Source organism: Pedobacter cryoconitis (assembly GCF_014200605.1).
Lineage (GTDB): Bacteria > Bacteroidota > Bacteroidia > Sphingobacteriales > Sphingobacteriaceae > Pedobacter > Pedobacter cryoconitis_B.
Map to the genome: position 1 here is coordinate 42,541 of NZ_JACHCE010000010.1, position 17,651 is coordinate 60,191.

Below are 17,651 nucleotides of genomic sequence, written 5' to 3' on the forward strand. Positions count from 1 at the left end.
TATATATGCCTTTTTAACGCTGATATATAAGAATTAACTAAAGAATGAGAAGAAACATCCGAAGTATAATATGGTTTTTATTATTATATAATAATTAAATAATGGCATCATAAATGCTAAATGTACAGACATCTGCCAAAAAGGCGTTTTGCCTTTAAAAACATCTTCTTATGAATAAATTAGAACTTAACTTATCACTTCTTCTGGACTCCTTTATCAGCAGAATCCCCACTCTTTTACTTGCATTGGCTACATTGCTAATAGGTTTTTGGTTAATCAAATTCCTGATCCGTTTTTTAAACAATCATCTTAATAAAGGAAAAATTGATATCTCGCTATCTAATTTTTTAATCAGTATTCTAAAAGTTATACTTTATATCCTTCTACTGGTTACAGTTGCATCGACTCTTGGTATTGAGACAACCTCTTTCGTGGCTATTTTAGGTGCCGCAGGTCTTGCAGTAGGTTTAGCACTGCAGGGAAGTCTTTCCAATTTTGCAGGTGGAGTACTGATCCTGTTATTCAAACCATTTAAAGTTGGTCACTATATTTCATCCAGCAATAATGTAGAAGGTACAGTGCTTAAAATCGACATTCTGTATACAACACTCAAAGCAAAAAACGGAACGACTTTGTATGCACCAAACGGACCTTTGGCAAATGCGGTAATCAATAACGTTTCAGATAATGAAAACAGGATGCTGGAATATAGTATCGGGATTTCTTACAATGCGAATATTGATACCGCCAGAAAAGTTATTCTGGGAGTATTAACGAATGACCCGCTGATTTTTAAAGATCCAGCACCAGTAGTTCTGGTAGCTTCTTTGGGCGATAACGCAGTAAACCTGACTATCAGATCATGGTCTGCCAATGCCAGTTTCTGGCCAGCCTACCACCGTAATTTTCAACTCATTAAAGAAGCTTTGGATCAAAATAATATTGGCATTCCATATCCGCAGCGCGAGATACATATTATACCTGCAGGCAAAGGTCTGCCTGGTTAAACAGATAAAGAGAAGGCTGTCAATACAAGTCACAAAATTTAAATATTATCGTATTGACAACCTTCTCCCTTTTTTAAATAATAATTAAATTGATAGCTTTATCGGATGAAATTTTCATCAATCTTATTATTATCATTTAGCCTGTTTGTCAACATTTCAGCAAGTCAGGCACAATATAAATCAACAGTTATCCGAACCTCTGCTCACCCTTTTGAACTCGGTACAACTGAACAAATACAATCTCCGCAGTTAGCAGAAAAGCGCATCCTCAATATCTATTTACCAGAAGGTTATGATAAAGATTTAAAGGCAACTTATCCGGTTATTTATCTTTTAGACGGATCAGCAAATGAAGATTTCGTACATATATTCGGTCTGGTTCAATTCTCAGCAATGATAGAAGCAATGCCTAAATCAATTGTGATTGGTATCGCAAATATTGACAGGAAAAGAGATTTCACCTTCCCTACAACGATTGCCCAGGATCTTAAAGACTTCCCCACTACTGGAAAATCAGAAAAATTCATGGCTTTTATAGAGAAGGATTTACAGCCTTATATAGCTCAGAATTACAGAACGAATGATACCAAAACAATTATTGGACAGTCATTGGGAGGTTTATTCGCTACTGAAGTATTACTGAAAAAGCCATCTCTTTTTAATAACTATATCATTATCAGTCCAAGTTTATGGTGGGATAATCAATCTTTGCTTACTGCTGCACCTCAGTTATTGAAATCCTTATCAGATAAAAATATCAAAGTATATGTTTCAGTAGGTACAGAAGGTAAGGTGATGGAAGATGATGCAAAGAATCTTGCTGAAGTCCTGAAAAAATCAGCAGATAAAAACCTGGAGGTAATTTTTAATCCTATGCCGGCAGAAAATCATCTGACCATTTTACACAATAGTGTTTACAAAGCATTAGGTATATTGAATGCCAAAAAATAACTTATAATTAGCCATGCAGGTATTACCAGCTATAGATTTATCAGCATATATTAAGCATTACCTCTTTTTAAATACGAAGAATAAAGAGGTAAAGAAATTGCGTTTATTTTCTGATGGAAATACAGGAATGGTATTTTCTTTTAAAAATCAGCTGATTGCCCAATTTAGCGGGCCGAATACTCCTGTTTATCTGCCGGATTCTTTTATATACGGACAACTAAATTCCTTTAAAGATCTGTATTGCAAGGGAGAAACCTCGTTAATGATCATTGTTTTTCATCCGCATGGTTTGAATCACATCTTGTCAATTCCGTCAAAAGAACTCAACGATACAAATATTAAAACGCAGGACCTATTTGGCTCAAAGGGAACTGAGCTTCAGGATAAACTGTTTGAAAGCGGGAATATACAAGATAGAATTTCCTTAGCAGAAGATTTTTTCAGAAAGATAATTGCAACGAAAAATCCAGCTGCACAGCCCCTGATTACTGCTTCTATTAATTATATCACACAGCATAAGGGATTAATCCCTATTAAAAGCCTTTTGGAGTTTACAGGCCTTCATGAAAGAAAACTCGAGCGTAATTTTATGGAAACCATCGGGATCAGCCCTAAAAGATTCAGTAATATTATCAAACTGCATGTATTTCTGAAACAACTGAGAGACAGAGCTGATCAAACCAATCTGACCTGTCTTGGTTATGAAGCCGGTTATTATGATCAACCGCATCTGATCAGGGAATTTAAGAAATACACAGGGCTCACTCCAGGTCAATACAGCAGTTTATCAAACCCATTGGCTATTAATTTCCTGGGATTCTAAGTCATGAAGAAGCTGTCGGATTTGTACATTTTTTAAAAATACGCCTTCCATACCTTTGTTATAAAAAATAATAAAGATGGAAAAACTCAAAATAGCTACAGCACAATTTGAACATAAAAGTGGTGATAAGAAATATAATCTTTCAGTCATAGCTGAGCTGGCAGCTAAGGCAGCGGCAGATGGTACACAGGTAATTGCTTTTCACGAGTGTTCAATCACAGGATATACCTTTGCCAGAAATCTCTCTCAGGAACAAATGCTTCATTTAGCAGAATTTATTCCCACAGGAGAAAGTATTTTAGAACTTAAGGCTATTGCTGCCCGATATAATATTGTAATTCTCGCTGGTCTTTTTGAAAAGGATCAGGACGATAACCTGTTTAAAGCATATGTATGTGTAGATAAAGACGGACTGGTCGCTAAATTCAGGAAATTACACCCTTTTATCAATCCTTTCCTTATACCAGGTGATAATTATTGTGTTTTTGAGCTTTATGGGTGGAAATGTGGTATTCTGATCTGTTATGATAATAATATCATTGAAAATGTAAGGGCAACAAAACTGCTTGGCGCCGATATCATTTTTATGCCCCATGTGACTATGTGTACGCCTTCTACAAGACCGGGAGCAGGATTTGTAGCCACAGCGCTTTGGGAAAACAGAGAAAATGATCCTACTTCTCTGCGCCTGGAATTTGAAGGAATGAAAGGCCGTGACTGGCTGATGAAATGGTTACCTGCAAGGTCTTATGATAATGCCATTTATACGATATTTTCTAATCCAATAGGAATGGATGATGATCAGTTAAAAAATGGATGCTCAATGATTATTGATCCTTTTGGAGATATATTAAGTGAATGCAAAACTTTAGGTGACAGCTATGTAACAGCTATTCTGACCCCCGAAAAACTAACACAGGCAGGAGGATATCGTTACCTGCAGGCCAGAAGACCTGAGCTGTATGGTGATATTATCAGTCTTCCGCATCAATCAGAACAAAAAGTGGTGTGGCTTAATGAATAATCAGCATATACCCTACCCCTCTGATATTTAAGATCTCAATTTTAGGATCTGATTTAAGATAAGACCTGAGCCTGGATATAAAAACGTCCAGGCTTCTTCCTGTAAAGAAACTTTCGTATTCCCATAATTCCGACAGGATATCTGATCTTTTTACGATTTGATTCTGGTGCTCCAGCAGCATCCTTAAAAGCTCTGACTCTCTATAGGAGATTTTTTTCTCTTTCCCATTTAAAGCCAATGTATTATATATAGCATCAAAAAAATAATTTCCTATAACATATTTGGTAGGAATGATTTTGTCTAATCGTTTTAGCTGTGCTTCCATACGAACAATCAATTCTTCGATACTATATGGTTTCTTCATATAATCATTAGCTCCTATTCCAAAGCCTTTGATCACATCGGCGGTCTGAACTCTTGCTGTAACAAAGATAATTGGAGTCTGATGATCTGTTTCCCTGATTTTTTGGGCCAGATCAAAACCATCTAATTCCGGGACCATGACATCTAAAACTACGATATCCGGTTTGACATTTGTAAAATGCTGAAATGCATCTGCCCCATTGGTATAATGGTTTACAGAATATCCTTTAAATTCCAGACAATCAGATACGATTTGGGCCAGATCCATTTCATCTTCAACAAATAATATATCAGTCATAATTTATAATTTAACAGGAATTAGAATTGTAAAAATACTGCCGCTCTTTTCATTACTGAACAACGTAATTGTGCCATTATGCTGATCAATGACTTGTTTAACGTAAGCGAGCCCCAGACCAAATCCTTTGACCCTTACCAGCCGCTTATCAGGAACCCTGAAAAACTGATCAAATACATCTTTTTGGTAAATCTCAGGAATACCTATACCATTATCACTTACCGTCAAAACCCAACCCTTTTTTGTTAGCCTGCTTCTGATTAATATTTTAGGTTTTACCAATGTATATTTTATAGCGTTATCTATCAGATTTCTTATCGCATTTCCAAGATGAACATGGTCAGCCAATAGTTCAGGAACATCATCCAGGTACATCTGTATATCAGCAGGTTCTTCTACCAGTGCATATTTTTTAACTATATCTTTGATCAAAAGATTAACATCAATCAGTTCTCTGAATAAGACCATCTTATGATGTTCAAAGACTGATAACTCTAATATCATTTCTATCAAACGGGAAAGATGATCCAGCTCATTTTTGGAGACATTCAGATATAAATTGGTTTTATCTTTATCTTCCAGAACTTCATAGTTACGCATGGCTTCAATAGCTACTGAAACAGTTGAAAGTGGGGTTTTCAACTCATGGGTCATATTATTGATCATATCATTTTTAACAACGGATAATTTCCTCTGCATAAAAATGGTCACCAGCATATAGATAAAACAGGAAGTCGTAAACAAGATCAGTAAAATTGAAGCCCCGAACTGCCATTTCATTTTCTGCAACACATGTAGAACAGGTGCTTTATATGGAATTGCCTGATAAACCTGGGCAGCACCACTTTCTGTAATTTTATAGTTTCCGGTCGTCTTATTAAATTTAAGATCCACAGGAGGTAAATCTGTTTCTGCAATTCTGGAAGTTACATTCATTATTCTGCCTTTTTCAATCAGTTTGGCAGGTACAGTTTCAACTGCTATGGTTGCCGGATAAGCTACCATAGCTGATAGTCTTGGTGTTAATGTACCAACAGGCAATTTCTGAACAACCTCAGCCGGCATAGTTCTGACTGGTATGGTTCTACCCGGCATGGTTCTGCCCGGCATGGTTCTGCCAGCTGTTATTGATTTCCCGGCTTTTACTGGCGTATAATTCTGATCAGGCATTGTTCTGATGGCAGTTGTCGAATAGGCAATTATAGATTTTGCATTCGCAGGCACCCCCACACTATCCATAGGAAGGAACAGATCAAAGTCTGATGAAAACAGAGGCTGGCCACTATAGTATTTATAATCTTTATATAACCAGAGGCCTTGTGTAAGTATAACCCCCAGGATACAGATGGTCATTAAACCTAAGATATATTTTATGCGGTTTGTCATATTCCTTTATCTCCGATCATGGCAGCAAATGTAATTTGCTCATCTTAAGGAACCACATCACTTAACTCTTTTTAACATATTGTAACCTTCATTAACACTATTCAAGCTCATATTTGACCAAATAATTTTAGTTAAAAATGAAACACACTTCTACTATTTACAGGTTAACCTGCCTCGCATTTTGCTTCATGGCCATTCTTTTTGCCTCCTGTAAAAAGGGTAAGACGTTCAGTCCGGGAGGTAATGATGAAATCCATATAGAGACTGTTGATACTGTTCAGGTTAAAGCTTCGACTTATCTGCTGGATTCTTTACCGACCACAAATACCGGGGGAATATTAGTGGGACAAATAGATGATAAGGATTTTGGAATATTAAAAGCATCTTCTTATTTCAGAATTGTACCCCCTGCTGCAGGTGTACCTACTATTCCAAAAGGAGCAACATTTGACTCGTTCAACCTCGTATTAAAATATAATAAATCAACTTCAGGAGATACAAGCGTTCAGCAAAACTATACCGTTCAACGCCTCACAGAGGAAATGATTTTACGTAAAGTCCCTGGTCCTACTGAAGGTGAACAAATTCCGCTATATGTAAAAGCAGAGGCATTATATAGTACAACTACATTTAAACATGAAATGGTTCCGATAGGCAATTTAGCATTACAAGTGAAGCCTTTGAGTGGGGACAGCATTATCATTCCTTTGAATGAAGCACTGGGAAGAGAGTTTTTAGATCTTATGAATAAAAAAGACAGCCGTTTTATCAGTGAGGCCGAATTTATTAAATACTTTAAAGGTATAGTCCTCAAGACAAAAACAGGTAATAGCATTAACGGGTTTAAAGCTGATGCAGTGAAGATGAATGTCAATTATAACTATGTCAATTCAGAAGGGTTCACCAAAAAAGATCAGGTAGTCTTTTCAGCAAAATCTGTCGATTATCAATTTAATCATTTTGATACGGACAGAAGTCAGACCAAACTTAAAACACTAAGCAATACCAACAAAGAAGTGAGTGCTGCACTTACCGGACAAATGTTATTTATTCAGGGAGGAACAGGTTTAGTTACTAAACTTCAATTTCCTACGCTGGTCAATTTTCTTAATGAATCAAAAAAAGTAGTAAACAAGATTGAGCTGCTTATTGAGACCAAACCGACTTACTATTCAGTTTTTAATGCGCCTCCAAAAATGATCTTATTTATTGCAAACTCTGCAAATGTACCCAAGAGCATTCTGCCGAACAATTATAAAGAAGGAAATCAAACAGCCGATTTTGAGCCAGGTAACGACATAGGATCAACAGGTAAATACAGATTTATACTTACTCAATACGCTACAGAACTAAAAAAAGGAACTTATAAAAACACTTCCTTATTCTTAAGTATACCAACAGAACAGTTACTGAATTCTGTGAGCAGAGCTCAATTGTATACCAATGAGACAAAACCTTCTATCAAGCTTATAATTACATACACTAAATATTAAATTCTAAAAAAATGATTAAAAAATTATTATCCGCCTCCTTTATTATCGTCATCATATTATTAGGAAGCTGTAAAAAAGACAAAAATGACGATCCAACAGAATGGGTAAGAGGGTCTGATTTTGAAGGTCCTCCGCGTAGTGCTGCTGCAAGCTTCATCATAGATGGAAAAATTTATATAACCGGAGGATTTAACGGAGAGAAAAGATTAAACGACCTCTGGATGTATGATCCAAAATTAACAAACTGGTATAGAATTGCGAATGCAGATTTCCCGGGCGAAGCCAGAAACTATGCTGTAGCTTTTAGTGTGAATGGAAAAGGTTATGTAGGTACTGGATCGAACGGTACAGATGCCCTGAAAGATTTCTATCAATTTACCCCGGAAACTAAACAATGGAAAAAGATTGCTGATTTCCCTGGTGATCCGAGATATGGGGCAGTTGCCTTTTCTGGTAGTGCTAAAGGTTTTGTGGGTTCAGGTACCTCAATCAATGGAGATCTTAAAGATTTCTATAGCTACAACCCTGTTTCAGATAGCTGGACACAGGTGACTAGTTTACCAGGTACTAAAAGAGCTTATGCTTTTACTTTCACCATCGGAGATCTTTCTTATATCGGCAGTGGAACTAATAACGGAGCTAACCTATCCGATTTATGGAGCTATAATACGCAAAGTGATGCCTGGGTAAAAAAGAATGAGATTTATCGGGATGATAAAATAGAAAGCAATAAAAAATACCAGTATGACCTTAGACGCAGATCTGCATCGGCATTTACAATTGGCAATAAGGCATATATTACAGGAGGAATTTCAAGCGGTGTAACCGGAACAACATGGGCTTACGATCCGACAATAGATCTTTGGGAACAACATCAGGACTTCCAGGGTGTTTCAAGGGAATCGGCAATCGGCTTCGGGGTAGACGGCAAAGGATATGTGACTACAGGTAAAAACTCGAGCTATTTCGATGACCTTTGGGTATTTTCGCCAAGCAAATAATATTTCAATTGTTAAAAGAGCATGGCTAAAAAGGATATAATAATCCTTTTTAGCCATGCTCTTTTTTATACCAACCAACTATCAGCCTACTCTACAACCTTTAGTGTAAGATGCGATTGTTTTTCACCAGCTGTATAAATCCGGTGCGTTGCTTTTAAATAATCAGCTGGTTTAGCCTGATAAATATCCATAAACTGGTTCGGGTTACGATCCACTAAAGGAAACCATGAACTTTGTACCTGCACCATGATCCGATGACCTTTTAAAAAGGTATGGTTGGCATCCTGCAATTCAAATTTCACTTCGGTAACCTGTCCGGGAACCAAAGGTTCAGGTTTAGAAAGACTATTGCGGTACTTAGCCCTGATCACATCTCCACGGACCAATTGCTGAAATCCACTCAGCTTAATGTGAGCAGGTGTATTTTTTCTGTTCATGGTGCTATCAGGATAAACATCAATTAATTTAACTACAAAATCGGCATCTGTACCCGTTACAGAAACAAATAGATCGGCTAAGATATGTCCGGCAATAGTGACGTCTTTATCCAGAACAGGAGAAGAATAAACCATCACATCGGGTCTGAAAGCTGCAAAACGCTGATCCTCGATCATGTATTCACGTCCCGGGCTAATTCTGATTTCGGAAGTAAATGGTACAGGCTTTTCCGGATCACTTACATATTCATCATAAGCTCCGGACCCCGCTGCAGGGTTTAAGGACAAAGTATGACCAGGACTTAAATAAAGATCAACATCTTTTGCTTCGGCCGGTGGCCATACTTTATAATTTTTCCATTGATTAGTCCCTGTTTCAAAGACAATGACTCTTGGCAACCCTGCAGTAACTTTTCCTTTAAGATGTTCATTGAAAAATGGAAACTCAATTTTCTCCCGGTAATACACACTTGTTTCTGAACCAAAATCTACATTTCCTAAAGAAGAGCCACTTGATCTCGCCCATCCTCCATGTGCCCAGGGGCCCATCACCAATATATTATCAGGATTGGAATTTTGTTTATTAATAGCTTCAAAAGTCTTCAGCGGGCCATATAAATCTTCGGCATCAAACCAACCCCCAACCGTTAAAACAGCTGGTTTCACTCCTTTTAAATGTGGTAAAGGTGTACGGCTTTGCCAGAATTGATCATAATTACCATGTTTCATAAATTCATGCCACACCGGAATCTGATTCTTATAATACTTATCATTCAGATTGGTAAATGTACCTTCCTTTAGAAAAAACTGATATCCATCTTCTGTACCTAAATTGAGCCTTTCGGGAGCTTTAATTGTTGGCTGCGGCCTGATTTGCCCAAAAGTGGAGAAAAACATAAAATTTCCCAAAAAGAAGGCTCCATTGTGGGTAATATCATCACCAACATACCAGTCTGTCACAGGTGCTTGCGGGGATACTGCTTTTAAGGCAGGGTGATTACTTAAGATACTGGCTGTAGCGTAAAAACCAGGATATGAAATCCCCCATGCCCCTGCTTTCCCATTATTACCCGGGATATTTTTAATCAGCCAGTCAATAGTATCATAAGTATCACTGCTCTCATCAATCTGATTCTTTCCTTTCTTCTGTGGATTAAAAGGTCTGGTATCTACGAAATTTCCTTCCGACATCCATTTCCCCCTAACATCCTGATAAACGAAAATGTACCCTTCTCTGATAAAAAGTGACGAAGGACCAAGATTTGTTCTGTATTTTTCAGCTCCATAAGGAGCTACAGAATATGGGGTACGGTTAATGATAAAGGGATACTTTTCGGCTTTATCTTTAGGAATATAAATAGAAGTAAATAACCTGACCCCATCACGCATGGGAATCAACCGTTCAATTTTAGTATAATTCGTTCTGATATAAACAGAATCAGGATTATTAGTCACCCCCTGTGTGTATCCGGAAAATCCGGATAACAACAGCAGGCCGTTTAGCAACAAACGTATTCTTATGTTTCGAAGCATAATATTTTATTTAAATCTTTTTAAGATACCAATTAAGTTTATTTATTAAACTTATCCCAGTTTACTTCACTTGAAGGCCTTTCCAACTGCGTAAATACGGCTCCAGCATCTAATGTAACATCAATTTCACTTAAACGGTCATATCTTCTCAGGTCAAACCATCTGTGCCCGGCTGGTTCAAACCACAGAGAATATCTTCTCTGAAACAGAATTTCAGTAATCAGGGCATTCAGGTTCTTCTCTCCGGTATAAACAGTAAGGTTAGCAGCGGTTCTGATCCTGTTAATCGCTGTTACCGCATCGTCAAAATGACCTAACTGCGCCGAAGCCTCCGCATAAATCAGTACCAGTTCTTCATTCCTGATGAATGGAACAGCCGAAGTATTAGTTGCCCAGCGTTTATCCTGATATAAACTGGATAAAGGAATAGTACCTACTGTATTAATTAAAGGGGTGTTACGGACAAAGATCTTTTTTGTTATCCGCGAATCACCTGGCAAAGCATCTTTCACAAAAGAAGGATGTACTACCGGTAAATTACTCACATTTGAATTCAGCACATAGAAAAACGGGTTAAATGCTTCTGGCGGTGCTCCATAAACATGTGCAGGACCAAGATCCAGGTCTCCTGTTATACTGAAAAATGAAAGGCTTAATGCGTCTAATGCACCCTGCCAGTCTTTCTGATAAATAGCAGTTCTTGCCGCCAGTGCCCGGTTAACTTTAGCCAGTCCTGCAGGTGAACTAAAAGGGGCATAACCCGAAGTCAGCTTAAAAGGTAAGGTCGTACCGGCTTTTGTTAAATCGGTATAACCATCTTTCAAAACAGCCTGAATAGCCTTCAGCGCTTCTTCATAAGTTACAAAAGGACCTGGTTTCGACTCATTGGAAACATCAATCCTGATCCCGTTTTTATATTGCGAATTAGCAGGGATCAGGTACTGATAACCTTGTATAGTCTTAGCAAATCCACTATAAGCTAATTTCTGTTCTGCAGTAATTACAGAGGTATTATTAACCGCACTGATTAGAACATTGGCCTGTTTAATTGCCTGATAAGGACTTAAATAAATATTGGCAACACCATAGAAATCTGCATCTGGTTTTCTGCCCCCCAGTCCAAGCCAGAATTGGATATTCCGGGAATCATTAGAATTAAAATACCATACGTCCCTGCCAAACGTACCAAAAGCATTTTGGGCAGTAGCTACATAGTCTTTACTTCTGGATTCCAGACCAGAAACAAGATTCTGTAACTGTGCAGCATTTGCATTGTTGGTTACACTGGCTATGGAAGGATTATTTGGATCCGGAATATTATCCAGTTTGCAGGAAGTGGCTAATAAAACAACTGCAAACGTTATATAGGTAATAATAGATTGATTTTTCATTGGGATATTTTTTAAAATTCTACTCTTAAATTAAACAGGAATCTTTTTGACGAAGGATAATTAAACAGATCAGTACCTGTATTAATTGCATTCGTCCCAAAACTTGAAACCTCAGGATCATATCCTTTATATTTAGTGATCAGAAACAGATTACTCGCTGAAGCTCCAACACGTATGTTTTGTATCGCCTTTTTAAACACCCTTTGTGTAAATGCCTGCGGTAAAGTATAACTTAATGCAACTTCTCTCAAACGGATATAACCTGCATCCTGAACATATACACCTGCTCCGGTTCCCTGTCTGTCTTTTCCGTTAGGAATACCATTATGGTTATAATCTCCATTCCAGTCTGCAGAAGTCCCTCCGTTATCTGTATTGTATAAGGTAATATTCATAATATCCCCACCCTTTTTCCAATCTATCAGCGAAGAGAAAGTAAATCCATTCAGGAATGAGAATGTATTGGACCATGAAGTTTGAAAATCGGCCTGAGAATTACCATAAACAGTATAATCCCCATTAGCTTTTTGCGGGGTTCCAACGATTGTTGTAGGAGAATATCCTTCTTTAATCAGATAAGTACCATAACTTACGCCATAAACACCAGTAGTATAAGATGGTACATCAAGTTTTGTGATCTTACTTGTATTTTTCCAGAAAAGAAGGCGGCTTGTCCAGGTAAAGTTTTTACTTGAAACAGGCGTACCACTTAATGCAAATTCTACACCGTGGTTTACTAAATCCGCAGCATTTACCTTTTTAGTGGTTATCCCGCCCGAACCTGCAAGGGTAAGCGTCTGAATCAGATCCGTTACTTTTTTATTATAATAAGTGCCTTCCAGTACAATGCGGTCATTCAGGAAACCTATGTCAGCGCCTAATTCAAGTTCACCGGCACGTTCTGGCTTAATATCCGGATTTCCTGCCGAAGGAGAAACTACAGAGCCTACCTGACCACCAATAACCACAGGGGTAAGTGAAGAATAAACATCGCCAAAAGCAGGAACACCACCTGTCTGACCATAAGCAGCACGCAACTTCAGCTGACTTATTACAGGAACTTTCCAGAAATCAAATTTAGTCAGGTTAACCGCTACTGAAGCTTTAGGGAAAGCATAAAACTTATTGGCATTTCCATTCAGGGTAGACTTATCAAAACGAATTCCTAAAGTGGTAATCACTTTATCATCATAATTAATTTCTTCCTGTGCAACTGTACCAAAATCTTTTACGGTCTGGTCTCTTTGCTGAAGCAGCGATTGCACTGCCGCCTGTGAGAGATTCTGTTGTCCTGCAATTAAACCCCTGCCCCTGTTTAATACTGAATTGGCCTGTGTTTGTAAAAACACCGCACCTACCTGGGTATTAAAATGTACTTTGTTTACCTGCTGTCCGTAGATTAAAAAGGCCTGAACATTGGCATTGATATCAGTTTCATTACCCAATATAATATCCCCGGGATTAGGTAAACTTTTCTGAGACTGTAAATTATCAGGAAAATATTGTCTTGTACGGCTTCCCAGGTAATCTACCCCACCTTGCAAAGCCAGTTTTAAGTTAGCATCCTTTTTCTTCAATAAATAAACGTTCAGATTTGCAGATTGAATAAACCTGTTGATTTTAGAATTATTAATTGCTTTATCTCTCAATTCCAGAGGGTTCTGATTTTCTGAATAAGGATTATCAGGATAAACCCCATTGACAGGTACTGGATTAAAATAATTTGGCATATAGCCGATGATATAACCTAAACTGGTTCCCGATTGGTTTTCATTTCCAGTAAAACCACGGTCACTATTTGAATTCAGATAATTGGAGGTAAGAGAGAGATTTACCCAGTCATTAAAATTATGATCCAGATTTAAACGGATTGATTTCTTATCAAATCCAGTATACCTGATAATCCCATTCTCCTTTGCAGCATTCCCTGAAATATAGAATTTCGTTTTATCATTTCCACCTGATATGCTCAGATTACTATTAAACAGAATAGGTGTTTCCCCATAAATCAGTTTTTCATAATCAGTAATTCCGTTATTTGCTACTGCATCTCTATAACGTTTCAATTCCGCTGGCTGTGCAGAAACAGGAAAGTAGGATTTGATCTTATCTTCATCCCAGGATGCACTCCCGACAAAACGCTGGATTTTAGAAAAACCAACATCCTGGCTCAGACTAACTCTTGTTTTACCAGCTTTACCTTTTTTAGTCGTAATAATGATTACACCTGCATTCGCTCTTGTTCCATAAATCGCAGAAGCCGAAGAACCTTTCAGTACTTCTATACTCTCTACATCATCAGGATTAATATCTGCAATTCTGTTCGCGCCATCATCTTCGCCCTGACTTGCACCTGTAAGGGTGCTTCTGCCTGTCCTTAAAGTACTGTTGTTCAGATATACCCCATCAATAATATATAAGGGCTGAGAAGCGCCCTGCAAAGAACTTATCCCTCTTAACTGTATGGAAATACCGCCACCAGGTGCCCCACTGTTTGCACGGATATTTGCACCGGGTATTTTACCATATAAAGCCTTATCCAGTGTCTGTGGTGTCGTAGTACCAGTCAGCTCTTTAGCCTGGATCGTGGTTACTGCATTAGCCAGATTAGACCGTTTAATACTGGAAGCCAGTCCGGAAACGACTACTTCGTCCAGTGCAGAAATATTTTCCGTTAACAGGATATTTAACGGACCGCTTTTTACGGCTTCAGCCTGCAGATTCAAATAACCAATTGCCCGGAAGATTAAAACAGAAGAAGGCGGAACGCTTACCGTATAGTTTCCATTACCATCGGTTGTTGTCATACCCTTCCCCCCTTTCAGAGAGACAGAAACGCCCGGAATTCCCAGACCATCACTGATCGATTTAACCTGTCCGGAAATGGTGAGGTTCTGTGCAAATAATAGCCGTGGCACAAATAGCAATAATACGGCAAATAATAAAAATTTAGTAAATTTCAGATTCATGTTCAAGAGTGTGTTTGATAATTTTTGACATAGAGATTCCTCCGGCACAAAATGCCGGTACTTTAATAAATGCTTAAAAAAGAAGGAGATCAGCCCCTAAAAAAGGGCAAAAGAATTTAGGAGAAACAACAACGGATTGCTGCGTTAAGAGGAGGGTAAAAAACGGGTTTCATGCTCGATAAATTAGGGATTGATTGTAACGTCATTTCAACGTGATAATTAAATATGCGACAAACATAAACATTAATCTACTAATTCCATAGACTTAATTTAAAACTATCTATATTCCCGATAATTAAGCCCCTGAGCCTGCTTTTGAACTCTTATTTTTAAAATAAAATAAATCTTGCAGAATTAAATCTTTATGTTTTACTTGTAACTCAAAGTTCTTTTAAAAATGCAAGAAGAAGATATTTATTCAGAGCTCAGTTCTATCCGTAACCTGATGGAACGCTCCAGCAAGTTTATTTCACTCAGTGGTTTATCAGGAATCATGGCTGGAATATATGCACTTATTGGCGCCATTGCTGGTTATAAAATAGTTTACAATCAACACGGTGGCCTGCAATACAGAAGTAGTTATATCAGTCAGCCAGAGGTTTTGTGGCAGTTAGCTTTCATCGCTGCACTTGTTCTGGTTTTTTCTTTAGTTACTGGTATCTGGTTAACCATCCGCCAGGCCCGTAAAAAAGGAGAGAAATTCTGGAACCCTGTAAGCAGGCGTCTTTTAGTTAATATGACTATTCCATTAACCACTGGAGGGCTATTCATCTTAATCCTTCTGATACGCGGTGATTATGGAATTATAGCTTCTGCCTGTTTGATTTTCTATGGTCTTGCGCTGATAGCGGCAAGTCATTATACGCTGTCGGATGTAAAATGGCTTGGCTTCTGTGAAATTGCTTTGGGATTAATGGCTGCACTATTTCCAGGATATGGAATTGTTTTCTGGACAATAGGCTTCAGCATCCTGCACATCCTTTATGGTTCAATCATGCATTTTAAATATAATCAGTGAAAATCTCTTTAGAATCTTTTGATAAAGCCTTTGAAAACCGGTTGCGCCTGCAAATCATGAGCGTACTGGCGGCCAATGATTATTATGATTTTAATGCTTTAAAAGAGTTGCTGAATGCAACAGACGGGAATCTTGCCTCCCACTTAAAAGCATTGGAAAAAGAGGAATATATTACCGTCAATAAAAGCTTTATTGGCCGTAAACCTAATACCCAGTATGCAGCTTCAGCAAAAGGAATTCTTGCGTTTAAAAAGCACCTTGAGGCACTTGAAAATTTAATTAAACAACAAAAGAGATAATATTTTTTTTATACCCATACTTTGAATTTCAAAGTACTTTCAATCAACCATTATGAACAATCAGCAAAAAACACAGCAAAATGGATTCAGAACCTGGTTCTCGGAATCGGTCATAGTCAAATTATGTCTGATAGGTATCTTAACCCTGCTCCTGCTCATCCCTTCGGGCCTGATCCAGAATCTGATCGTGGAGCGCCAGGAAAGACAGCAGGAAGTTAACAATGAAATATCCGATAAATGGTCCGGCAGTCAATTAGTGGAAGGCCCGATTTTAGTGATTCCCTATAAAACTACAGTTAACCATAAAGACAGCGCAGGAAAAGTAACGACAAAGGAAGTTTTGACTAATATTTATATTATGCCTGAAACTTTAAACATAGCCGGTAAAGTGGAACCGCAATTACTTCACCGCGGGATATTTGATGCCGTTGTTTATAATTCCAAAATTAAAGTTAATGGTAGATTCAGTCCCCTTGAATTAAAAAAGTCAGGTATTAATCCTGATATGGTACAATGGGACAAAGCTAAAGTTGATATCGGATTAAGTGACTTAAAAGGACTGAAAAACAACCCGGTCATCAAACTGGCAAATAAAGATTATGCAGTCGAACCTGATTTCACTACGCTTTCCTTATTCACCAATAACCTGATTATCCAGCCTGACCTGAGCATAAATAAAAATACCGCATTAGATTTCAGTTTTGATCTTGATTTAAGAGGCAGCAATGAGCTTAATTTCCTGCATATCGGAAAAAGCACCACGGTAAAAATTGAAGGAAGCTGGGGTAATCCGAAATTTACCGGACGTTATCTTCCTGAACAGCGCAGTATAGCAGATAAAGCGTTTAGTGCAACCTGGAAAATGCCGTATTTCAACAGACCTTTTTCTCAGCAGTGGATGGAAGAAAATGCAATACTGACATTTGGTCCTTCAAATGAGAAAAAGGAATCCCGGCAAACGGATATAGATACGTCTATTGTACCTGCTCCGAAAGACGGCTCTTTTGGAGTTCAGTTTATACTCCCTGTAGACCAGTATCAAAAAACTATGCGTTCAGGCAAATATTCCATTCTGATTATCATGCTGACTTTTATTTCTCTGTTTTTTACAGAATTACTGAACAAAAGAAAAGTACATCTTTTACAATATGTATTAATAGGTGCAGCAATGATAATTTACTATACCCTATTACTTTCATTTAGTGAGCGTGTTGGTTTTAATATTGCTTATCTGATTGCCTCCATCGCTACAGTAACCCTGATTGGTTCATTCATAGCAGCCTTATTGAAGAACAAAAAACCAGCGATGATATTTGTAGGTATCCTGACTGTTTTCTATGGATTTATCTTCGTGATCATTCAATTACAAGATCTGGCTTTATTATTCGGAAGCGTTGGCCTATTTATTATAGTAGCTGCCCTGATGTTCCTATCTGCAAAAATAGACTGGAATAGAAATCCTTTGGCAGAACCAGAAGATTCATCCGTATCAGCACCGGCAGAAATAAATTCAGAACCTGATAACCAATAAAGCTAATTTTCAAAATAAGGAGGCCTGTTTTACAGGTCTCCTTTAACTTCAATCTTTTTAATATGTTTCGTTTTAACAAATACTATTTCGGGTTTACGCTCTTATTATTGAGCATTGAAATCCTGAT

At 37.8% G+C, this 17,651-nt stretch carries 14 protein-coding genes; 9 read left to right on the plus strand and 5 right to left on the minus strand.

Annotation, left to right across the window (positions count from 1 at the left end):
* The first annotated feature begins 170 nt into the window (after positions 1–170).
* The 4 genes from HDE68_RS22775 (at position 171) to HDE68_RS22790 (ending at position 3,805) form a co-directional block, all read left to right on the plus strand.
* Positions 171–1,007 (plus strand): mechanosensitive ion channel family protein, encoded by an 837-nt coding sequence (locus tag HDE68_RS22775; RefSeq protein ID WP_183884542.1) that lies wholly within the window; start codon positions 171–173, stop codon positions 1,005–1,007.
* A 105-nt stretch (positions 1,008–1,112) separates the two neighbouring features.
* Positions 1,113–1,958, plus strand: coding sequence for an alpha/beta hydrolase (locus tag HDE68_RS22780; RefSeq protein WP_183884543.1), 846 nt, complete (start codon positions 1,113–1,115; stop codon positions 1,956–1,958).
* Positions 1,959–1,971: 13 nt separating this feature from the next.
* Positions 1,972–2,781, plus strand: a complete 810-nt coding sequence (locus HDE68_RS22785) for a helix-turn-helix domain-containing protein (protein ID WP_183884544.1) — start codon at positions 1,972–1,974, stop codon at positions 2,779–2,781.
* 76 nt (positions 2,782–2,857) lie between these two features.
* Positions 2,858–3,805, plus strand: coding sequence for a nitrilase family protein (locus tag HDE68_RS22790; protein ID WP_183884545.1), 948 nt, complete (start codon positions 2,858–2,860; stop codon positions 3,803–3,805).
* Here HDE68_RS22790 and HDE68_RS22795 read toward each other — a convergent pair.
* Entirely contained in the window at positions 3,795–4,466 is a 672-nt protein-coding gene (locus tag HDE68_RS22795; protein WP_183884546.1) for a response regulator transcription factor, read from the minus strand. The two genes, HDE68_RS22790 and HDE68_RS22795, sit on opposite strands and share 11 nt — an antisense overlap.
* Before the next feature lie 3 nt (positions 4,467–4,469).
* The gene (locus HDE68_RS22800; protein ID WP_183884547.1) at positions 4,470–5,852 is read right to left on the minus strand and encodes a sensor histidine kinase; all 1,383 of its coding nucleotides are present in this window, start codon (positions 5,850–5,852) and stop codon (positions 4,470–4,472) included.
* Between the two features lie 137 nt (positions 5,853–5,989).
* Here HDE68_RS22800 and HDE68_RS22805 point away from each other — a divergent pair, with 137 nt between their 5' ends.
* On the plus strand, positions 5,990–7,345 hold the full coding sequence (locus tag HDE68_RS22805) for a DUF4270 family protein (protein WP_183884548.1): 1,356 nt from the start codon (positions 5,990–5,992) through the stop codon (positions 7,343–7,345).
* Between the two features lie 11 nt (positions 7,346–7,356).
* Complete coding sequence (locus HDE68_RS22810) at positions 7,357–8,346, plus strand: Kelch repeat-containing protein (RefSeq protein ID WP_183884549.1); 990 nt, start codon at positions 7,357–7,359, stop codon at positions 8,344–8,346.
* Positions 8,347–8,432: 86 nt separating this feature from the next.
* On the opposite strand, the gene HDE68_RS22815 is transcribed toward HDE68_RS22810, so the two are convergent.
* The 3 genes from HDE68_RS22815 to HDE68_RS22825 are packed head-to-tail and all read right to left on the minus strand — an operon-like array spanning position 8,433 to position 14,676.
* Entirely contained in the window at positions 8,433–10,316 is a 1,884-nt protein-coding gene (locus HDE68_RS22815; RefSeq protein ID WP_183884550.1) for a CocE/NonD family hydrolase, read from the minus strand.
* A gap of 38 nt (positions 10,317–10,354) precedes the next feature.
* Positions 10,355–11,707, minus strand: coding sequence for a RagB/SusD family nutrient uptake outer membrane protein (locus HDE68_RS22820; RefSeq protein WP_183884551.1), 1,353 nt, complete (start codon positions 11,705–11,707; stop codon positions 10,355–10,357).
* 11 nt (positions 11,708–11,718) lie between these two features.
* Complete coding sequence (locus tag HDE68_RS22825; RefSeq protein WP_183884552.1) at positions 11,719–14,676, minus strand: SusC/RagA family TonB-linked outer membrane protein; 2,958 nt, start codon at positions 14,674–14,676, stop codon at positions 11,719–11,721.
* A gap of 397 nt (positions 14,677–15,073) precedes the next feature.
* On the opposite strand from HDE68_RS22825, the gene HDE68_RS22830 reads away from it, so the two are divergent.
* Genes HDE68_RS22830 through creD form a run of 3 tightly spaced genes read left to right on the plus strand, consistent with a single transcriptional unit; the run spans position 15,074 to position 17,524 of the window.
* Entirely contained in the window at positions 15,074–15,694 is a 621-nt protein-coding gene (locus HDE68_RS22830) for a hypothetical protein (protein WP_183884553.1), read from the plus strand.
* Positions 15,691–15,993, plus strand: a complete 303-nt coding sequence (locus HDE68_RS22835; RefSeq protein ID WP_183884554.1) for a winged helix-turn-helix domain-containing protein — start codon at positions 15,691–15,693, stop codon at positions 15,991–15,993. Before HDE68_RS22830 ends, HDE68_RS22835 begins: the two co-directional genes overlap by 4 nt.
* A 52-nt stretch (positions 15,994–16,045) precedes the next feature.
* Positions 16,046–17,524, plus strand: a complete 1,479-nt coding sequence (creD, locus tag HDE68_RS22840) for a cell envelope integrity protein CreD (RefSeq protein ID WP_183884555.1) — start codon at positions 16,046–16,048, stop codon at positions 17,522–17,524.
* Positions 17,525–17,651: the final 127 nt, after the last annotated feature.

Bases quoted from the DNA above. Each gene is read 5' to 3' on its own strand.
- HDE68_RS22775 (WP_183884542.1), top strand. From the start codon at position 171: ATGAATAAATTAGAACTTAACTTATCACTTCTTCTGGACTCCTTTATC.
- HDE68_RS22780 (WP_183884543.1), top strand. From the start codon at position 1,113: ATGAAATTTTCATCAATCTTATTATTATCATTTAGCCTGTTTGTCAAC.
- HDE68_RS22785 (WP_183884544.1), top strand. From the start codon at position 1,972: ATGCAGGTATTACCAGCTATAGATTTATCAGCATATATTAAGCATTAC.
- HDE68_RS22790 (WP_183884545.1), top strand. From the start codon at position 2,858: ATGGAAAAACTCAAAATAGCTACAGCACAATTTGAACATAAAAGTGGT.
- HDE68_RS22795 (WP_183884546.1), bottom strand. From the start codon at position 4,466: ATGACTGATATATTATTTGTTGAAGATGAAATGGATCTGGCCCAAATC.
- HDE68_RS22800 (WP_183884547.1), bottom strand. From the start codon at position 5,852: ATGACAAACCGCATAAAATATATCTTAGGTTTAATGACCATCTGTATC.
- HDE68_RS22805 (WP_183884548.1), top strand. From the start codon at position 5,990: ATGAAACACACTTCTACTATTTACAGGTTAACCTGCCTCGCATTTTGC.
- HDE68_RS22810 (WP_183884549.1), top strand. From the start codon at position 7,357: ATGATTAAAAAATTATTATCCGCCTCCTTTATTATCGTCATCATATTA.
- HDE68_RS22815 (WP_183884550.1), bottom strand. From the start codon at position 10,316: ATGCTTCGAAACATAAGAATACGTTTGTTGCTAAACGGCCTGCTGTTG.
- HDE68_RS22820 (WP_183884551.1), bottom strand. From the start codon at position 11,707: ATGAAAAATCAATCTATTATTACCTATATAACGTTTGCAGTTGTTTTA.
- HDE68_RS22825 (WP_183884552.1), bottom strand. From the start codon at position 14,676: ATGAATCTGAAATTTACTAAATTTTTATTATTTGCCGTATTATTGCTA.
- HDE68_RS22830 (WP_183884553.1), top strand. From the start codon at position 15,074: ATGCAAGAAGAAGATATTTATTCAGAGCTCAGTTCTATCCGTAACCTG.
- creD (WP_183884555.1), top strand. From the start codon at position 16,046: ATGAACAATCAGCAAAAAACACAGCAAAATGGATTCAGAACCTGGTTC.